The sequence below is a fragment of the Bacillus luti genome (assembly GCF_001884105.1).
GTDB lineage: Bacteria > Bacillota > Bacilli > Bacillales > Bacillaceae_G > Bacillus_A > Bacillus_A luti.
On record NZ_MACI01000013.1, the window covers coordinates 1 to 17087 of the forward strand.

The 17087-nt window shown below is 38.8% G+C and carries 21 protein-coding genes; 16 read left to right on the forward strand and 5 right to left on the reverse strand.

Annotation, left to right across the window (positions count from 1 at the left end; genetic code table 11):
• The 3 genes from BAQ48_RS03705 to BAQ48_RS03720 all read left to right on the forward strand — a co-directional run.
• Positions 1 to 1165: BclA C-terminal domain-containing protein (locus BAQ48_RS03705; RefSeq protein WP_131800836.1), on the forward strand; the 1165-nt coding region annotated here is incomplete at its 5' end.
• A 200-nt stretch (positions 1166 to 1365) separates the two neighbouring features.
• On the forward strand, positions 1366 to 2379 hold the full coding sequence (gene moaA, locus BAQ48_RS03715; protein ID WP_071710029.1) for a GTP 3',8-cyclase MoaA: 1014 nt from the start codon (positions 1366 to 1368) through the stop codon (positions 2377 to 2379).
• Positions 2380 to 2395: 16 nt separating this feature from the next.
• Positions 2396 to 3409 (forward strand): molybdopterin-synthase adenylyltransferase MoeB, encoded by a 1014-nt coding sequence (locus tag BAQ48_RS03720; RefSeq protein ID WP_071710030.1) that lies wholly within the window; start codon positions 2396 to 2398, stop codon positions 3407 to 3409.
• A gap of 37 nt (positions 3410 to 3446) precedes the next feature.
• Here the strand turns inward: BAQ48_RS03720 and moaC are convergent, their stop codons facing one another.
• Entirely contained in the window at positions 3447 to 3932 is a 486-nt protein-coding gene (gene moaC / locus BAQ48_RS03725; protein ID WP_071710031.1) for a cyclic pyranopterin monophosphate synthase MoaC, read from the reverse strand.
• 83 nt (positions 3933 to 4015) lie between these two features.
• Between moaC and BAQ48_RS03730 the strand changes: the two genes are divergently transcribed.
• The 7 genes from BAQ48_RS03730 to BAQ48_RS03760 all read left to right on the forward strand — a co-directional run bounded on the left by BAQ48_RS03730 (position 4016) and on the right by BAQ48_RS03760 (position 8697).
• Positions 4016 to 5305: a molybdopterin molybdotransferase MoeA gene (locus BAQ48_RS03730; protein ID WP_071710032.1), complete on the forward strand. Its 1290-nt coding sequence runs from the start codon at positions 4016 to 4018 to the stop codon at positions 5303 to 5305.
• Positions 5275 to 5790, forward strand: a complete 516-nt coding sequence (mobB, locus tag BAQ48_RS03735) for a molybdopterin-guanine dinucleotide biosynthesis protein B (protein ID WP_071710033.1) — start codon at positions 5275 to 5277, stop codon at positions 5788 to 5790. Before BAQ48_RS03730 ends, mobB begins: the two co-directional genes overlap by 31 nt.
• A complete protein-coding gene (gene moaE / locus BAQ48_RS03740) occupies positions 5787 to 6251 on the forward strand; it encodes a molybdopterin synthase catalytic subunit MoaE (protein ID WP_071710034.1) in 465 nt (154 codons plus the stop codon). The genes mobB and moaE overlap by 4 nt, the downstream gene beginning before the upstream one ends.
• 2 nt (positions 6252 to 6253) lie before the next feature.
• Positions 6254 to 6487, forward strand: coding sequence for a molybdopterin converting factor subunit 1 (moaD, locus tag BAQ48_RS03745; RefSeq protein WP_071710035.1), 234 nt, complete (start codon positions 6254 to 6256; stop codon positions 6485 to 6487).
• A 97-nt stretch (positions 6488 to 6584) separates the two neighbouring features.
• A complete protein-coding gene (locus tag BAQ48_RS03750) occupies positions 6585 to 7004 on the forward strand; it encodes a DUF3888 domain-containing protein (RefSeq protein WP_071710036.1) in 420 nt (139 codons plus the stop codon).
• 36 nt (positions 7005 to 7040) lie between these two features.
• Complete coding sequence (gene glcU / locus BAQ48_RS03755) at positions 7041 to 7898, forward strand: glucose uptake protein GlcU (protein ID WP_071710037.1); 858 nt, start codon at positions 7041 to 7043, stop codon at positions 7896 to 7898.
• A gap of 13 nt (positions 7899 to 7911) precedes the next feature.
• Positions 7912 to 8697, forward strand: a complete 786-nt coding sequence (locus BAQ48_RS03760; RefSeq protein WP_071710038.1) for a glucose 1-dehydrogenase — start codon at positions 7912 to 7914, stop codon at positions 8695 to 8697.
• Between the two features lie 71 nt (positions 8698 to 8768).
• On the opposite strand, the gene BAQ48_RS03765 is transcribed toward BAQ48_RS03760, so the two are convergent.
• The gene (locus tag BAQ48_RS03765; protein WP_002019506.1) at positions 8769 to 9263 is read right to left on the reverse strand and encodes a CarD family transcriptional regulator; all 495 of its coding nucleotides are present in this window, start codon (positions 9261 to 9263) and stop codon (positions 8769 to 8771) included.
• A gap of 254 nt (positions 9264 to 9517) precedes the next feature.
• Here BAQ48_RS03765 and BAQ48_RS03770 point away from each other — a divergent pair, with 254 nt between their 5' ends.
• Together BAQ48_RS03770 and BAQ48_RS03775 are read left to right on the forward strand one after the other, a co-directional pair.
• On the forward strand, positions 9518 to 9754 hold the full coding sequence (locus BAQ48_RS03770) for a DUF2553 family protein (protein ID WP_000533800.1): 237 nt from the start codon (positions 9518 to 9520) through the stop codon (positions 9752 to 9754).
• 1 nt (position 9755) lies between these two features.
• The gene (locus BAQ48_RS03775; protein ID WP_000621750.1) at positions 9756 to 9938 is read left to right on the forward strand and encodes a sporulation protein Cse60; all 183 of its coding nucleotides are present in this window, start codon (positions 9756 to 9758) and stop codon (positions 9936 to 9938) included.
• A gap of 34 nt (positions 9939 to 9972) precedes the next feature.
• Here the strand turns inward: BAQ48_RS03775 and BAQ48_RS03780 are convergent, their stop codons facing one another.
• Positions 9973 to 10200 carry a DUF3973 domain-containing protein gene (locus tag BAQ48_RS03780; protein ID WP_071710039.1) on the reverse strand — a complete coding sequence of 76 codons (228 nt, stop codon included), beginning with the start codon at positions 10198 to 10200 and terminating at the stop codon, positions 9973 to 9975.
• A 423-nt stretch (positions 10201 to 10623) separates the two neighbouring features.
• Between BAQ48_RS03780 and BAQ48_RS03790 the strand changes: the two genes are divergently transcribed.
• Both BAQ48_RS03790 and BAQ48_RS03795 read left to right on the forward strand, forming a co-directional pair.
• Positions 10624 to 11055 carry an SRPBCC family protein gene (locus BAQ48_RS03790; protein WP_071710040.1) on the forward strand — a complete coding sequence of 144 codons (432 nt, stop codon included), beginning with the start codon at positions 10624 to 10626 and terminating at the stop codon, positions 11053 to 11055.
• A complete protein-coding gene (locus BAQ48_RS03795; protein WP_071710041.1) occupies positions 11056 to 11379 on the forward strand; it encodes an ArsR/SmtB family transcription factor in 324 nt (107 codons plus the stop codon).
• Positions 11380 to 11408: 29 nt separating this feature from the next.
• Here BAQ48_RS03795 and BAQ48_RS03800 read toward each other — a convergent pair whose 3' ends face one another.
• On the reverse strand, positions 11409 to 12848 hold the full coding sequence (locus tag BAQ48_RS03800) for an MDR family MFS transporter (RefSeq protein ID WP_071710042.1): 1440 nt from the start codon (positions 12846 to 12848) through the stop codon (positions 11409 to 11411).
• A 186-nt stretch (positions 12849 to 13034) separates the two neighbouring features.
• The gene (locus tag BAQ48_RS03810; protein WP_071710043.1) at positions 13035 to 14306 is read right to left on the reverse strand and encodes a BaiN/RdsA family NAD(P)/FAD-dependent oxidoreductase; all 1272 of its coding nucleotides are present in this window, start codon (positions 14304 to 14306) and stop codon (positions 13035 to 13037) included.
• 295 nt (positions 14307 to 14601) lie between these two features.
• On the opposite strand from BAQ48_RS03810, the gene BAQ48_RS03815 reads away from it, so the two are divergent.
• Positions 14602 to 16254 carry a putative polysaccharide biosynthesis protein gene (locus tag BAQ48_RS03815; protein WP_001284053.1) on the forward strand — a complete coding sequence of 551 codons (1653 nt, stop codon included), beginning with the start codon at positions 14602 to 14604 and terminating at the stop codon, positions 16252 to 16254.
• 41 nt (positions 16255 to 16295) lie between these two features.
• Entirely contained in the window at positions 16296 to 17024 is a 729-nt protein-coding gene (locus tag BAQ48_RS03820; RefSeq protein ID WP_001234947.1) for a pseudouridine synthase, read from the forward strand.
• Positions 17025 to 17087: the final 63 nt, after the last annotated feature.

Sequence of the window (17087 nt, forward strand, 5' to 3'; positions counted from 1 at the left end):
GGGAGTGACAGGTCCATCAGGTGGTCCACCTGGCCCGACAGGAGCGACTGGTGTAACTGGAACGGTAGGAGAAACGGGAGCCACGGGAGAAACAGGTGTGACGGGAGCGACAGGGGCAATTGGAGAAACGGGAGCAACCGGCCTGCAAGGTCCACAAGGAATCCAAGGTGTGCAAGGAGACATAGGTCCAACGGGTCCGCAAGGTGTTCAAGGTCCACAAGGAATACAAGGGATAACGGGAGCAACCGGTCTGCAAGGTCCACAAGGAATCCAAGGTGTGCAAGGAGATATAGGTCCAACAGGTCCGCAAGGAATCCAAGGAGATCAAGGGCCGCAAGGGATCCAAGGTGTGACAGGAGCAACTGGGGCACAAGGGCCACAGGGAATTCAAGGGATACAAGGGATTCAAGGCCCGACTGGTCCACAAGGCCCGACAGGAGTACAAGGAATTCAAGGGGAAATAGGTCCAACGGGTCCGCAAGGTGTTCAAGGCTTACAAGGTCCACAAGGCCCAACAGGTTCAACTGGAGCACAAGGCCCGCAAGGAAATCAAGGAGAAACAGGAGTCACCGGCCCGCAAGGAGTCCAAGGGCCAACGGGAGCGACAGGTTCACAAGGTCTACAAGGAATTCAAGGCCCACAAGGACCAACGGGAGTAACAGGAGCAACAGGTTTACAAGGAATCCAAGGTCCGACCGGCCCAACTGGAGCTGGAGCAACCGGGGCCACTGGAGTAACGGGTGTGACTGGAGTGAGTACAACTGCAACGTATGCATTTGCGAATAATACATCAGGAACCGCTATTTCCGTTTTATTAGGTGGTACGAATGTACCATTACCGAACAATCAAAATATTGGTCCAGGAATTACCATTAGTGGAGGGAATACCGTATTTACGGTTGCAAATACAGGGAATTATTATATAGCCTATACAATTAATTTAACGGCAGGGTTACTGGTAAGTTCGCGTATAGTTGTAAATGGAAGTCCACTTGCAGGTACGATAAATTCCCCAGCAGTCGCTACTGGTTCATTTAATGCAACGATAATTACCAACTTATCAGCCGGAGCAACTGTTAGTTTGCAATTATTTGGATTAGTTGCGATAGCTACATTATCTACAACAACGCCCGGGGCTACTCTAACGATTATTAGATTAAGTTAATAAGCAGAAAACCTTGAAACTTGTATGTTTCAAGGTTTTTTCATCCCAGTATTTGAGAGTAAACCTGTTTAATTAGAAAGAGGTGGATATCTCTGATTGTTGAAAGTTTTACTTTATTCACGTGAGCAAAAACATCGCAGTTCGAAAATATATTATAATAGAATGAAAAGAGAAAATATTGGCAGAAAGGGAGGGTGGCGATGCAGGAGAAGGTTAAGGATTTTTTTGGACGCCCACTTCAAGATTTACGCATATCTGTTATTGATCGTTGCAATTTTAGATGTACATATTGTATGCCGGCAGAAGTGTTTGGGCCTGATTATGCTTTTTTGAAAGATGAGTTTTTACTGACGTTTGATGAAATTGAGCGTTTGGCAAAACTATTCGTTAGTATCGGTGTACGGAAAATTAGACTTACTGGTGGCGAGCCACTACTTCGTAAAGATGTAACAAAACTTATTGCGCGTCTCGTGAAAATTGATGGACTAGTAGATATAGGATTAACGACAAATGCCATTCATTTAACGAAACAAGCGAAGGCATTAAAAGAAGCTGGATTACATAGAGTAAACGTTAGTTTAGATGCAATAGATGATGATGTATTTAGGGATATTAATGGCCGGAATGTCAATACGAAACCTGTTATTAAAGGAATTATGGCTGCGAAAGAGGCGGGGCTGGAAGTAAAGGTAAATATGGTTGTGAAAAAAGGGATGAACGATCATCAAGTACTGCCGATGGCCGCGTATTTTAAAGAACAAGGAATCGAGCTTAGATTTATTGAGTTTATGGATGTTGGTAGTACGAATGGGTGGAATTTTGACCAAGTCGTTACAAAGCGAGAATTAATTGAGATGATTCATAAGGTATATCCGCTTGAGCCGGCTGAAGCGCATTATTTCGGTGAAGTTGCGAAACGATATCGGTATGCTGGAACAAATGTAGAGGTCGGTTTTATTACCTCTGTTTCTGAGTCGTTTTGTTCGTCTTGTACGAGAGCGAGAATTTCGGCTGATGGAAGGTTTTATACTTGCTTGTTTGCGACAGAAGGATTGGATATAAGAGAACTTCTTAGAAATAATCTTTCAGATGAAGAGTTATTACGCGCTATACAAGATGTATGGATGAATAGAAAAGATAGATATTCAGATGAACGGACAGAAGAAAGTGCAAAAAATCGTCCGAAAATCGAAATGTCGTATATAGGAGGATAAGAAAGGGGGCTATCGTATGCAGGAGCGATATTCAAGACAAATACTATTTCCTGGTGTTGGAGAAGAAGGGCAGCGAAAAATAAAAGAGAAGCATGTGCTTATTATCGGCGCTGGTGCTCTTGGTGCAGCGAATGCAGAAGCAATTGTTAGAGCGGGTGTTGGAAAAGTAACGATTGCTGATCGTGATTATGTAGAATGGAGCAATTTACAAAGGCAACAATTATATACCGAAGAAGATGCAAAGCAGTATAAACCGAAGGCGATAGCGGCAGCAGAACATTTAAAAGCGATTAATTCTGAGGTGGAAATAAATCCGGTTGTAACGGATGTAACGGTGCAAGAAATGGAAGAGCTAGTGAATGATGTAGATTTAATATTAGATGCGACAGATAATTTTGAAACACGTCTTCTTATTAATGATATTTCACAGAAGTATAATATTCCATGGATATATGGTGGTTGTGTCGGAAGTTACGGCGTAACGTATACAATTTTACCAGGAAAAACACCGTGCTTCCGCTGTTTAATGGAACATCCAGCGAGCGGAGCAACATGTGATACAGCCGGTATTATACAGCCAGCGGTACAATTAGTAGTGGCGCATCAAATAACGGAAGCATTGAAAATATTAGTAGAAGACTTTGGCGCACTTCGTGAAACGATGTTATCGTTTGATCTTTGGAATAATCAGCAGATGGCATTTAAAGTGAATAGGCAGAAGAAAGATACGTGTCTATCTTGTGGAAGATTACGTACATACCCGAGTTTAACATTTGAAGCACAAACCAAAACAGAAGTGTTATGTGGGCGAAATACAGTACAAATTCGTCCAGGTGTGCGGAATGAATTTAATTTAGAAGAAATTAAAAAGCGCTTACAAAGAAGTGTGGATGTAAAAACTACGCCGTATTTATTATCGTTTCCAGTGGAGGAATTTCGTTTTGTTTTATTTACAGATGGCCGGGCGTTTATTCATGGGACGAACGATATGAATGTAGCAAAACGTTTATATGCAAGATATATAGGTTGAACCTAAAGGGAATCCTTTAGGTTCAACGGAGAAAGTCTTAAGATTTTCTTGTATAATCTCCACTTTTTCCACCTGTTTTTTCAAGTAAGTATGTTTCGCCAATGATCATACCTTTATCAACAGCTTTACACATATCATACACAGTAAGAGCGGTAGCGGTAGCGGCAGTTAAAGCTTCCATTTCAACACCGGTGCTACCTTCTGTTTTAACTTTTACTTCAATGAGTAATCGGTATTGTTCTTCTAATTGTTTCCAATCGAAAGAAACGTCGACACCTTTTAATAATAAAGGGTGGCACATTGGGATAATATCAGAAGTGCGTTTTGCAGCCATAATGCCTGCGATTTGTGCAACCGCTAATACGTCACCTTTTCCAATTTCATTGTGAGAGATTTTATCGTAAATTTCTTTCGTAACGACGATACTAGAACACGCAATTGCTGTTCGAACGGTTGCCTTTTTCTCGCTTATATCAACCATTTTTGCGCGGCCCTGGTCGTTGAAATGTGTGAATGAAGACATGGAATTCCTCCTTGAAGTAATTTCTATTTAATACATAAAGTTTAATCGAGATAAAAAAAATTGCAAATATGGGGTGAGAAATGATGGTAGAAAGAAGAATTCCGATTCAAGTTGCCGAAGCAGTAGAGCGGGTAATGGAATATGCGAAGAATGGTGGAGTAGAATCGGTTTCTATTACGGAAAGTTACGGAAGAATTCTTGGGGAAGATGTTATCTCAGATCATGACGTTCCTCATTTTGACCGTTCTCCTTACGATGGTTTTGCCATTCGAGCAGAAGATACGAAAGAAGCAAGTCAGGAGAATCCAGTTACATTTGAAGTAATAGGAGAAATCGGAGCGGGGTCTGTTTTTTTAGAAGAAGTAGGATCTTTTAAAGCGGTTCGTATTATGACAGGAGCAGCTATTCCCGCAGATTGTAATGCAGTCGTAATGCTAGAATTGACGGAAGGATTCGAGCAGAACGGAACAACATATATGAGGTTAAAGCGTCCTTTTAATAGTGGTGATAACGTGTCATTTAAAGGAGAAGATATAAAACAAAATCAAGTTCTCGTTCAGAAAGGTGTTGGGATCAATCCTGGTGTTGCGGCCCTATTAGCGACGTTTGGGTATAGTACGGTGAAAGTTGTAAAACAGCCTGTTGTCGGTATTGTAACGACAGGAAGTGAATTGCTAGAAGTGCACGAGCCGTTAGAGCCAGGGAAAATTAGAAATAGTAACTCTTATATGATTGCTGCTCAAATTATGAAAGCTGGCGGGAAAGTTCGGTATTATGGTCAACTTGCCGATGAGTTAGATGCATGTTTTACAGCTGTTCAATCGGCGATGGATGAGGTCGATATTTTAATTACAACAGGCGGTGTGTCGGTAGGAGATTATGACTACTTACCAGCTATTTATGAAAGGTTACAGGCGAATGTACTCTTTAATAAAATAGCGATGAGACCAGGAAGTGTAACGACAGTAGCTGAAGTTGATGGGAAGTTACTTTTCGGTTTATCAGGAAATCCTTCAGCTTGTTACGTAGGATTTGAACTATTTGTGCATCCCGTTATAAAAACATATTTGTATGCGAAGGAACCTCACGTATATAGAGCAGATGCTATTTTGCAAAAAGATTTTCCAAAGCCAAATCCGTTTACTCGTTTTGTAAGAGCAAACGTGACAATCGCGGATGGGGCATTACACGCAATGCCAGTTGGTTTAGATAAATCGAGTGCGGTATCTTCACTTGCCGATGCGAATGCTTTTATCGTATTGCCTGGAGGAACGAGAGGATTTGAAGCAGGGATGAAAGTATCTGTACTATTGTTAGAGCACGCTGAGGGATGTGATTGGCCATGGGCAAAGCCTCTTCAATCTTACAAATAGTAGGGTATCAAAATAGCGGGAAAACAACACTAGTTGAGAAAGTTGTGCATGCATTAGCAGAAAGTGAAATGAAAGTTGCTACAATTAAACATCACGGGCACGGAGGCTTTCCAGAAGTAGCACAAAAAGATAGTGAAAGACACCGTAAAGCTGGTGCTGTCGTAAGTAGTGTAGAAGGGGCGGGATTACTTTCACTTTCTTCACTAAAAAAAGAATGGTCCTTGCAAGAAATTATTCGTTTATATGAGTTTTTTGAAGTGGATACGATTTTAATAGAGGGCTATAAAAAAGAGAAATATCCGAAAGTAGTGTTACTTCGTTCTGGGGAAGACATTGAACTTTTACATAAAGTAGAAAATATAGTAGCGGTTATTGTGTGGCATGATGTTCCAAAAAGCATACGAGAAGAATATAAAGTATTTCATATAACAGAAGAAGAGTTGTATATAGACTGGTTTTTACAAACGGTTAGGAGTATAAAATGACAAATACGTATTATGAAGTAATTGATACAGAAATCTCGATTGAAGAGGTAGCTCAGAAGGTAATTCGCCGTGAATGCGGTGCTGTTACAACATTTATCGGAACGGTTAGAGAGTTTACGAAAGGGCGCCGTACATTATATTTAGAATATGTCGCTTATAAAACGATGGCAGAAAAGATGCTACAGAAAATTGGCTCGGAAGTGAAAGAGAAGTGGCCAGGTACACACGTTGCCATTACACATCGCATCGGTACACTGCAAATTTCTGATATCGCGGTTGTTGTTGCCGTTTCAACACCGCACCGTAAAGCGGCTTATGAAGCGAATGAATATATTATGGAACGTATAAAACAAATTGTTCCGATTTGGAAAAAGGAATTTTGGGAGGATGGTGACTCGTGGATTGGTGATCAATTAGAAAAAACGCCATATCCGGCGGGAGAGCCTGGGAAGGAGTTATAAGTATGATTCGAGTATTGTTATTTGCACACTTGCAAGAGGAAGCAGGAACAAGTGAGTTACAAATAGAGAAAGAAAATATCACGGTCACGCAGTTAAAAGATATTGTTGCCAAAGAGTATAATGTACCGGTGTCAGCACCGATTATGGTTGCAATTAATGAAGAATATGCAAATGAAGATGATATGATTCAATCTGGTGATGTTGTTGCACTCATACCACCAGTGAGCGGTGGCTAATATTAAATATATGCGATAAAAAACGACTTTCCTAAATAGGGAAGTCGTTTTTTATCGTGTTTTGGAGAACACTATCTTATAGGAAAAGGAGGGCGTTATGAAAAAAATATGTGTAATGATTGCTATAATATGTTCTGTTTTTTTCTCTTCTCCAAGCTATTCTTGGGCGAAAGAATCGAAGGAACAGCTGTTAGAGAGTGCGTTACTGAATAGGTACTATTCAGTTATAAGGCAAGCGACAGAAGATCAATATGAATGTGCTTCAGTTATAAATATAAAGCGTCTCGGCAAGAAAGATGAGTTCGTTCCTAGATATGAAGTGACGCTACAATTCCTTACATTTCAAGGTGCGCATAATCCGCCGAATGACAAAGTTACAATTACTTTGGAAGACAATATAGACCACATAAAGATAAAGAAAGTGGAGCGAGAAAAGAATGTTTCTGGTGCGATTGCAGAAAAGATTTGTGAAAGGGAAAAAGAAAAAATAAAAGCTCACTCTACTGATTCAGAGTGATAACCTATGACATTTAGTAAAGAAAGGTAATGAGCGATGGATATATTTTTAGCGATTTTACCAGCTATATTTTGGGGAAGTATTGTGCTATTTAACGTGAAACTGGGCGGAGGACCTTATAGTCAAACGCTCGGTACAACGTTTGGCGCACTTATTTTCTCGATTGTTGTTTATATTTTTATGAAACCAGTATTGACTCCTACTGTTATCGGAGTTGGAATTGTGTCAGGTTTATTTTGGGCGCTTGGTCAGGCGAATCAACTAAAAAGTATTGATTTAATGGGCGTTTCGAGGACGATGCCGATTTCAACAGGACTTCAATTAGTTGCGACGACTTTATTTGGAGTCATCGTATTTCATGAGTGGTCCACAACAATATCAGTCGTCCTTGGTGTATTGGCGCTCGTTTGTATTATTATCGGTGTTATTTTAACATCACTTCAAAGTGAAGAAGAAAAGAGTGCAGAGCAAGCGGGGAATTTTAAAAGGGGTATTATCATTTTATTAATTTCAACAGTCGGCTATTTAGTTTACGTAGTAGTGATTAGACTATTTAACGTAGATGGTTGGTCAGCTTTGTTGCCACAAGCAGTTGGTATGGTGTTAGGGGGGATTTTGCTTACTTTTAAACATCATCCATTTAATAAATATGCAGTACGAAATATTATTCCAGGATTAATTTGGGCAGCAGGAAATATGTTTTTATTCATTTCGCAGCCGCGTGTTGGAGTGGCAACCAGTTTCTCGCTAGCGCAAATGGGAATTATTATTTCGACGCTTGGCGGGATTTTTATATTAGGTGAAAGAAAAACGAAACGCCAATTAACAGGGATTGTTGTCGGTATCATTTTTATTATTGCAGCTGGAATTATGTTAGGTATAGCAAAAAGTTAAAGGGGGTATTGGAATGTATAGTGATTTAGAAGGAAAGGTTGTCGTTATTACAGGATCAGCAAGTGGTCTTGGAAGAGCGATGGGAGTAAGGTTTGCTGAGGAGAAAGCAAAGGTAGTGATTAACTATCGCTCACGGGAATCAGAAGCGAATGATGTGTTAGAAGAAATTAAAAAGGTAGGCGGAGAAGCGATTGCTGTAAAAGGTGATGTGACGAATGAATCTGATGTTGTGAACCTCATTCAATCTGCTGTGAAAGAGTTTGGTACGCTTGACGTTATGATTAATAATGCAGGGATAGAAAATGCGGTACCATCGCATGAAATGCCGCTTGAAGATTGGAATAGGGTAATTAACACAAATTTAACAGGTGCTTTTTTAGGAAGCCGTGAAGCGATTAAATATTTCGTAGAACATGATATTAAAGGATCTGTCATTAATATGTCTAGTGTTCATGAGAAAATTCCGTGGCCCTTATTTGTGCACTATGCAGCAAGTAAGGGCGGTATCAAACTGATGACAGAAACGTTAGCGATGGAATATGCGCCAAAAGGTATTCGAGTAAATAATATCGGGCCAGGTGCAATTAATACGCCAATCAATGCAGAAAAATTTGCTGATCCTAAAAAACGTGCTGACGTAGAAAGTATGATACCGATGGGCTACATTGGAAAACCAGAAGAAATTGCAGCAGTAGCAACTTGGCTTGCTTCTTCAGAGGCGAGTTATGTAACTGGAATTACGCTATTTGCAGATGGTGGAATGACGTTATATCCATCGTTTCAAGCTGGGCGTGGGTAATATAAAAGGACGAAGAGATAATGCTCTTCGTCCTTTTTTTACAAAAAAAAATAGCGGCAGCTATTTTAAATTTAATGATTAATTGTATCTTGAAGAAATTCTGTCGCTTGATGTTCAGAAACGTTTTGTACGAGCGCAACTTCGCTAATCATCATTTTTCGTGCATTATCTAGCATTTGTTTTTCGCTCGCATTTAAGGCTCTTTCTTTATTACGGCGAAGTAAATCTCGAACAACTTCTGCGCTATCTTGCAGATTACCGTTTTTCATTTTTTCCATATTCATTGTATATCTTTGTTTCCACGAGAGCGATGTGTCTGATTCTCCCTGCTGGAATTCAAGAAGTATATCATTTAACGTACCTTTATCAACGATATAACGAATACCTGATTTTTGTAATTGATCCATCGGAAGCATTACTTGCATATCTTTACTAAGGATGCGTATTACACAATATTGACGCAAAGTACCTAATATTTCTTTCTCTTCAATTGCTTCGATGATCCCTGCACCGTGCATTGGATAAACGATTTTATCACCAATTTGAAACAAATCATCCACCTCCATATGTGCTAACCATTTTTAATGATAACACATGGAGGTAAAAATGTCAAATTTTATATAATAACATAGTGTTTGTAGTGTAGTCAATAAGTAAAACCTCTTTTTTTATATATTTTTTTGCGCCTATTTATTTATGGCTTTTTTAGAAAAATAGTACAGGTGAGGAAGGCAGGCATATCCACTTATTTTTAAGCATAAAATGTAAAATCGCTAATACAATATACCTAAATCCGTTCTTTGCAAAGGAGGGAGAGAAGGTGGGGCGCACAATAAAAATTGATATTACAAATAAAGTTGTAGCTAAATTTAGACCAGATTATTTGGAATTATATACGAGTAAATTTATGATAGGTAAGTTTTATGTCTATACTGAAGGTAAACAATATGTGTTAGAAGACGGATATATATATGAAGACGGAAAATTTTATCGCATCATAGATACGCACCGTGGCAATAATCAAGCGGCGGAGGGCTGCGATCTAGGATGGTGTTAACATGATTCGTGTGAAAGTGTTTGATGAAAGTCACGAAAAAGACTTAGAAGACGCAGTAAATGTGTTTTTAAAAAAGATTGATGATAGTAAATTTGTAGATATTAAGTACCAAGTTGGCGTTTCCATTAACGATGATGAAAACCAAATTTATTGCTTTTCAGCAATGATCGTTTATAAAGCATAAAAAAGAGCTGGGTGAGCCAGCTCTTTTTTATGCTTTATGTTGGGACAACATGTGTCGGTAATACGTTCATAATAGATTGGGGTGTGCCTAATTTATTTGTCGTTAAAAGAGGCTCCCCTGTCTCATGATTTTGGGCATCTTTACACATACCAAGGTGATAACGATCACCTAAAAATGGATCAATATAAAAACCGTTTTTGAATACTTTATCATTCGGATGTTTTTCATGGTGAATGTCAGAGCAGTTAATGCAATAGAACATAGCTTTCATCCCCTTTTTATTTTTGTTTGAAAAAAGTGAGTCGGTAGTCATTTCGCTCCTAGGGAAATGTTGAGGAGAAGAGAAATAACTACCTACTCAAATGGTGGGCATATTCCTTCTGATTTTTTATATCTCGCGTATTGCCTCTGAGGGAAGGAGGAGAGACGAATTACGCATGATATAAGTAAGGCACATCTTTCAATATGAATGATGGAGTTTCATATTGAGAGAAGTTTTTATTTTTGATTGCCTTTGTGAGTATATTATGAAGAAATGCTGAGAGGGTGTTTGTCCTGTTGAAAAAATGTTGAGAATTTCTCAAAGGTAAAACGAATCAATATTGACATGAAACTAAAAGGTGTTATATCATCTTAATGAAACCAAAAGGTGTTATGTTTTAGTGACGAATAAAGGAGAATGAAAATGGAACAACAAAATACATTAAATGATATTAAACAAACAATCGTTTTTAACGCGTCTATTCAAAAAGTTTGGAGTGTAGTATCGACTGCAGAGGGGATTGCCTCATGGTTTATGCCGAACGATTTCAAATTAGAAGTAGGACATGAATTTCATGTGCAATCACCATTTGGGCCATCACCATGTAAAGTGTTAGAAATCGATGAGCCAAATCACCTCTCTTTCTCATGGGATACAGATGGCTGGGTCGTTTCATTTAATCTGAAAGACCTAGGAGATAATAAAACAGAATTTACGTTAATTCACGGCGGCTGGAAACATCCTGATGAAATTCTTCCGAAAGCGAATGCGAAGAGCTCTATTATTCGCGACAGAATGAGCGGAGGCTGGGTAGCGATTGTAAATGAAAAACTGAAAAAGGTTGTCGAAGGTTAAGTGCCCTCTTCAGCAGCGAAATATGATGTATTTCAAGCAATTGCTGATCCAACCCGCCGAGAAGTAATACGGTTATTAAGCGATAAAGAGTTACCGATTTCAAAAATAACAGATCATTTTCCGATGAGCCGTACGGCTGTTGTGAAGCATCTTCATATCCTTTCAGAAGCGAATTTAGTAAGTGGAAGAAAAAGCGGGAGAGAGAAGATATATCGCCTGCATCCAGAACCATTAGAGGAATTACAACAGTGGCTCTCGTACTATGAACGTTTTTGGGATAATAAATTGTCTATGCTTAAACATATTGTGGAGAATGAAGAGTAAAAGAGGATGACCATTTCGGTCATCCTCTTTTATTGCTCACTTGTTTGTTTAGCTGGCTTTAGTAAGAGCCAAGCAATAATTAAAGTTAATACTGCTAATGCAAAAGTACTCATATAAATGACGTGCACACTTGATGCTAATGCGGATTGAGACTCGGTTGCTACGTTTGCTGTAGCTCCGCCGTGTCCGCCAGAAGAAACAAGATCAAGATTTTTAATGCCACGCGCGTGAATCATCGTATTGAAGATTGTTCCGAAGATTGCAGCACCTAATGTTTGACTAAATGTATTAATAAATGTGTTTAAACCGACGGCTGTCCCGCGCGTATGTGCTGGTACAGCTGCTTGAATTGTTACCATGTAAATAGGTGTTACAAGCCCCATTCCTAAGCCGAATAATCCGACTGCTACATAAATAAGGAATGATGGTGAGTCCGTTGACAATGTAAATAATAAGAACGTAGCAACTGATAAAATGCTAGCTCCAAGTAAAATAATTTGTTTCGTTTTTAATTTGCCAACTAAGTTACCCGAGAACATAGCACCGAATGTCCACATAACAGGAATCGGCATTAAAATGAGTCCAGCTTCTGTTGCATTTTTTCCTAAAACACCTTGGCTCCATATTGGAAGATACACTGTAATACTAATAATCATTGCACCAGCAATCAGTGTTAGTATGTTTATTGTAGATAATGTGCGATTAGAGAAAAGTGCTAGCGGAATTAATGGTTCCGGAGACTTTTTCTCGATGTATAAGAAAAGAATGAATGAAACAGCGGCAAAGATTAATAGGCCGATAATTGAAATGTCTCCCCAGTTTTGCTTACTGCTACCTGTTAATAATGCGTATAGTAGAGCAATCGTACTTAATGAGAAGACTGTTGCACCAAGGTAATCGATATGTTGCTTAGATGACTTAATCGATTCCTTATAATAAATTGCGATCATTAAGCAAGCGATAATTCCAAATGGAACGTTTAAGAAGAAGATATAACGCCACGAAAGAGAATCAACTAAAAATCCACCTACTAACGGCCCGATAACACCAGATACACCCCAAACGGCACTCATCCAGCCTTGTGCTTTCGCGCGGTCTTTTGCTTCGCTATATAGGTCCCCAATAATTGTCATAGTAATTGGCATAACAGCACCAGCACCTATACCTTGAAGAGCACGGAAGAAGATTAATTGTTCCATTGATGTAACGACTCCGCATAGTGCAGAACCGATTAAGAAGATTGTTGCTCCAATGAGCAGAACTTTTTTACGACCGAACAAATCAGCTAGCTTTCCGTATATTGGAGTCGAAACTGCTGTGGCAAGCATATAAATTGCGTAAACCCAGCTAACAAGTTCGACGCCTGACAGGTCACTCGTTATACGAGGGATTGCTGTACTAACAATCGTTCCTTCTACCGCAGAAAGAAACGTCATTAGCATTAAAGACATCATGACTTTTTTTCTCATTTGTTTTCCCCTTACCCTTTTTCTAATATTCAACAATATAAAATATAAAGGTACTAAGGTATATAAAGCAACAAAAAAGCATGAGGGGTTCGGCATTTTTCGTTGGTAAGGCGATATATCCTATAGAATTGCTAATATAATTTCATGAACCTATAAAAAAAGAAACAGGGAAGTCCTGTTTCTTCTTTAATATTGCATTTTCGCGTTTTCTCCAGCTGTCGTTCCAGCAATTCTACCAGTAACGAGAGCAGATGTAATATTATAGCCGCCAGTATAACCGTGAATATCAAGAACTTCTCCGCAGAAATATAAGCCATTTGTGAATTTAGAAGACATTTCTTTCGGATTAATTTCTTTAACGGATACACCGCCGCCAGTAACGAATGCTTTTTCAATTGACTGCGTACCATTTACATTCACAGTAAATTCTTTAAAGTCTTTCACAAGTGCACGAATCTTCTCATGAGAAACTTGTCCAGCTTGTTCGCTACCGTCAATTTCATTTTTTTCTAATAAAAATAGGAAGTAACGCTCAGGAACGTAACCTTTTAACACGTTTTTAATTCCTTTTTTCGGATCTTCCTTCATTTGTTTTAGCATGCGCTGGAATAGTTGCTCACTATTTTCTTCTGGCAATGCATCGATGCTCATTTGCACTGTATTCGTTTTGAACTTTTTCAGTGCTTTCACAACGAATTGACTACAGCGAAGGGCAGCAGGACCAGATAAGCCGAAATGAGTGAAGAGCATATCCATTTTGTGAGAAATAATAGCTTTTCCTTTTGGATTTAATACACTTAAGTTTACGTCTCGTAAAGCGAGTCCTTGCAGTGAACGGTCTCGAATAAATGGTTCGTTTGAAAGGATGGGTACTTCTGTTGGGAATAATTCTGTAATTGTATGACCAGCTTTTTCAGCCCAAGCATATCCGTCCCCAGTAGATCCAGTTTGCGGAACAGATTTTCCGCCAACAGCGATAACGACGTGATTTGTGTCTAACACTTCGCCTGTTTGTAGTACAACTGCTTTCGTTTGACCATTTTCATATTCAATCGTTTCAACAGGTGTATTCGTACGGATCTTTACACCCAAATCTTTTAATCGTGTTAAAAGTGAGTCTACTACCGATTGCGCTTTATTTGAAACAGGGAACATGCGGCCATGATCCTCTTCTTTCAGTTTTACGCCGAGATTTTCGAAGAATGTAATAATATCTTCATTATTAAAAATAGAAAAAGCGCTGTATAAGAAGCGGCCATTTCCTGGTATATGTTTAACGATCTCATCAAGTGGTAGACGGTTCGTTACGTTACAACGGCCACCGCCAGAAATCGCAAGTTTACGCCCTAATTTATTTCCTTTATCAAGAAGTAAGACGCTTGCGCCTTCTTCTGCAGCACCGATTGCAGCCATTAGCCCAGAAGGCCCGCCGCCGATGACAATAACATCATAATGCATAATATATCGACCTCATTTTCTACATTTCCTGCCTAAAAGAATAGCATGTTTTCTCTTAAAAGAAAAATAGAGTGAAGTACTGCTTAAGGGGAGAATTGTGGTACAATACAAAAGTTAGAGTTCAGCACGATCCAGCTATTTGTGGGCAATAAGACTAAAACTTTAAGATTTAGGAGAAATAAAGAGGGAGTCTAGTAACCCATAAATGCCCGATTAGTACGAGCTAATAATCAGTAGGGAAGAACACCCTCACTGATTAAAGTTTCACTTTATGTAGATGTAGGAGGATTTTTGTATGTCCGATTCGAAATTTTTGCGCGGAACGCTTATCGTTACGTTAGGGACATTTTTAGTAAAGTTCTTAGGCATGATTTACGTTTTTCCATTTCATGCGTTAGTAGGCACAGAAGGCGGAACGCTCTATACATATGGATACATTCCATATACGATCTTTTTAAGTATCGCAACGGCAGGTGTGCCGCTTGCTGTTTCAAAATTTGTTTCCAAATATAACGCACTTGGCGATTATAAAACGAGCCGGAGAATGTTCCGCTCGGGAATGGTTATGATGATAGTAACAGGAGTTCTTTCATTCTTAGTTCTATACATGACGGCGCCGTTGTTTGCAGAAGCAATGCTTGGTAAACAAAGTGTACACAGTAATGTAGGAGAAGTTACGACGATTATTCGTCTTGTAAGTTTTGCGCTTATTGTTGTACCAGCAGCGAGTTTAATTCGTGGTTATTTCCAAGGTCACCAATCGATGGGACCAACTACTGTTTCGCAAATTATTGAACAAATTATTCGTATTGTCTTTTTATTAGCAGGTAGTTTTATCGTTATTAAAGTACTTGGCGGTACAGTTGCAACAGCAGTTGGGGTAGCGACATTTGCTGCGTTCGTTTCAGCAGTTGGAGCGCTCGGTGTCCTCATTTGGTACTGGTTAAAACGTAAAAAACATTTGGATCAATATTTAATTGAACAAACTGTACCAGAGTCGACAGTGAGTACCGTTCAATTGTTTAAAGAATTATTTGCATATGCGATTCCTTACGTTGTAATTGGGTTAACAATTCCTTTATATCAACAAATTGATACATTAACATTTAACTCAATTATGCAGGCGATTGGTCAAGGTGATATCGCAGAGCGAGCACTCGGTATTTTCACAATGTGGACGCATAAATTAATTATGATTCCTGTATCACTTGCAACAGCGTTTAGCTTAACGCTTGTGCCAGCGATTACAAAATCGTTTACTGAAAAACAACATCGTTATTTAAAATTACAAATTACACAAACATTCCAGGCAAATATGTTTTTAACATTGCCAGCAGTTATCGGTATTTCTACACTGGCATATCCGATTTATACAGCGTTTTACGACTCAGATCCACTAGGTGGACAAGTATTAATGTGGTATGCGCCAGTTGCGTTGTTATTTGCTTTATTTACAGTAACAGCGGCGATTCTACAAGGGATTAATCAACAAAAACATGCGATTGTCGCGCTTATTATGGGTGTTATTTTGAAATTCGTATGTAACGTAATCTTTATTCGTTATTTCGGTACAGTTGGAGCAATTTTAGCAACTGCAGTTGGCTTCTTAGCCTCTGTATGGTATACGAATAGACAAATCAAAAAACATGTACACTATTCATTTGGTGTTGTATATAAGAGAACATTCCAAATTGCAGTATTAACACTTGTAATGGTCGTGGCGGTAAAACTATCACAATGGCTGCTATCCTTCATGATTTCGCCTGATGGCCGTATTGGAGCTCTTATAACAGTTGTGGTTTGTGCAGGTATTGGTGGTCTTGTTTACGGATTATTAGCAATTCGCACAGGAGTACTTGAAAGAGTATTTGGCGGAGAAGCGTTAGAGAAAATTCAACGTAAACTTGGTAGTAGATTTAAAATAAAGTTGAAATCAAAAGGGGCGTAATTACGTCCCCTTTTCTATGATAAACAAAGAAGGTGAAAAACGTGAGATTAGATAAATTATTAGCGAATATGGGATATGGAAGTAGAAAAGAAGTAAAGAAATTATTGAAAGACGGCGTTGTAAAAATTGACGGAACGCCAGTGAAAGATGCGAAGGTTCATGTAAATGTAGAAGAGCAAGAAGTTATGATTCACGGTGAAGTTGTGGAATATAAAGAGTTTGTTTATTTAATGATGCACAAACCACAAGGTGTTATTTCAGCGACAGAAGATGATAACCATGAAACGGTAATAGATTTATTAGAATTAGAAGACGCAATCTTTGATCCGTTCCCAGTTGGAAGGCTTGATATCGATACAGAAGGTTTCTTATTGATAACAAATGATGGGAAGTTATCGCATCAATTATTATCTCCGAAAAAGCATGTGCCGAAAAAATATTACGCGCACGTTGCAGGAGTAGTAACAGAAGAGGATGTAAAAGAGTTTGCTAAAGGTGTTATTTTAGACGATGGTTATGAAACGAAGCCAGGTGCACTTACAATATTAAAAAGCGATGATATTTCTGAAATTGAGCTTGTCATTACAGAAGGGAAATTCCATCAAGTGAAGCGTATGTTTGAAGCGGTAGGGAAAAAAGTTGTTTATTTAAAGAGAACAGAAATGGGACCGTTAGTATTAGATGAAGAACTAGAACTTGGGCAATACCGAGAGTTAACAGACGAAGAAGTGGAAATGTTAAAAACATATCAAGTAGATACTGAAAAGTAGTGCTGTTTTAAGGCGCAGAAAAGACCCCTTTCTAATGAGTTAGAAAGGGGTATGTATTTATTT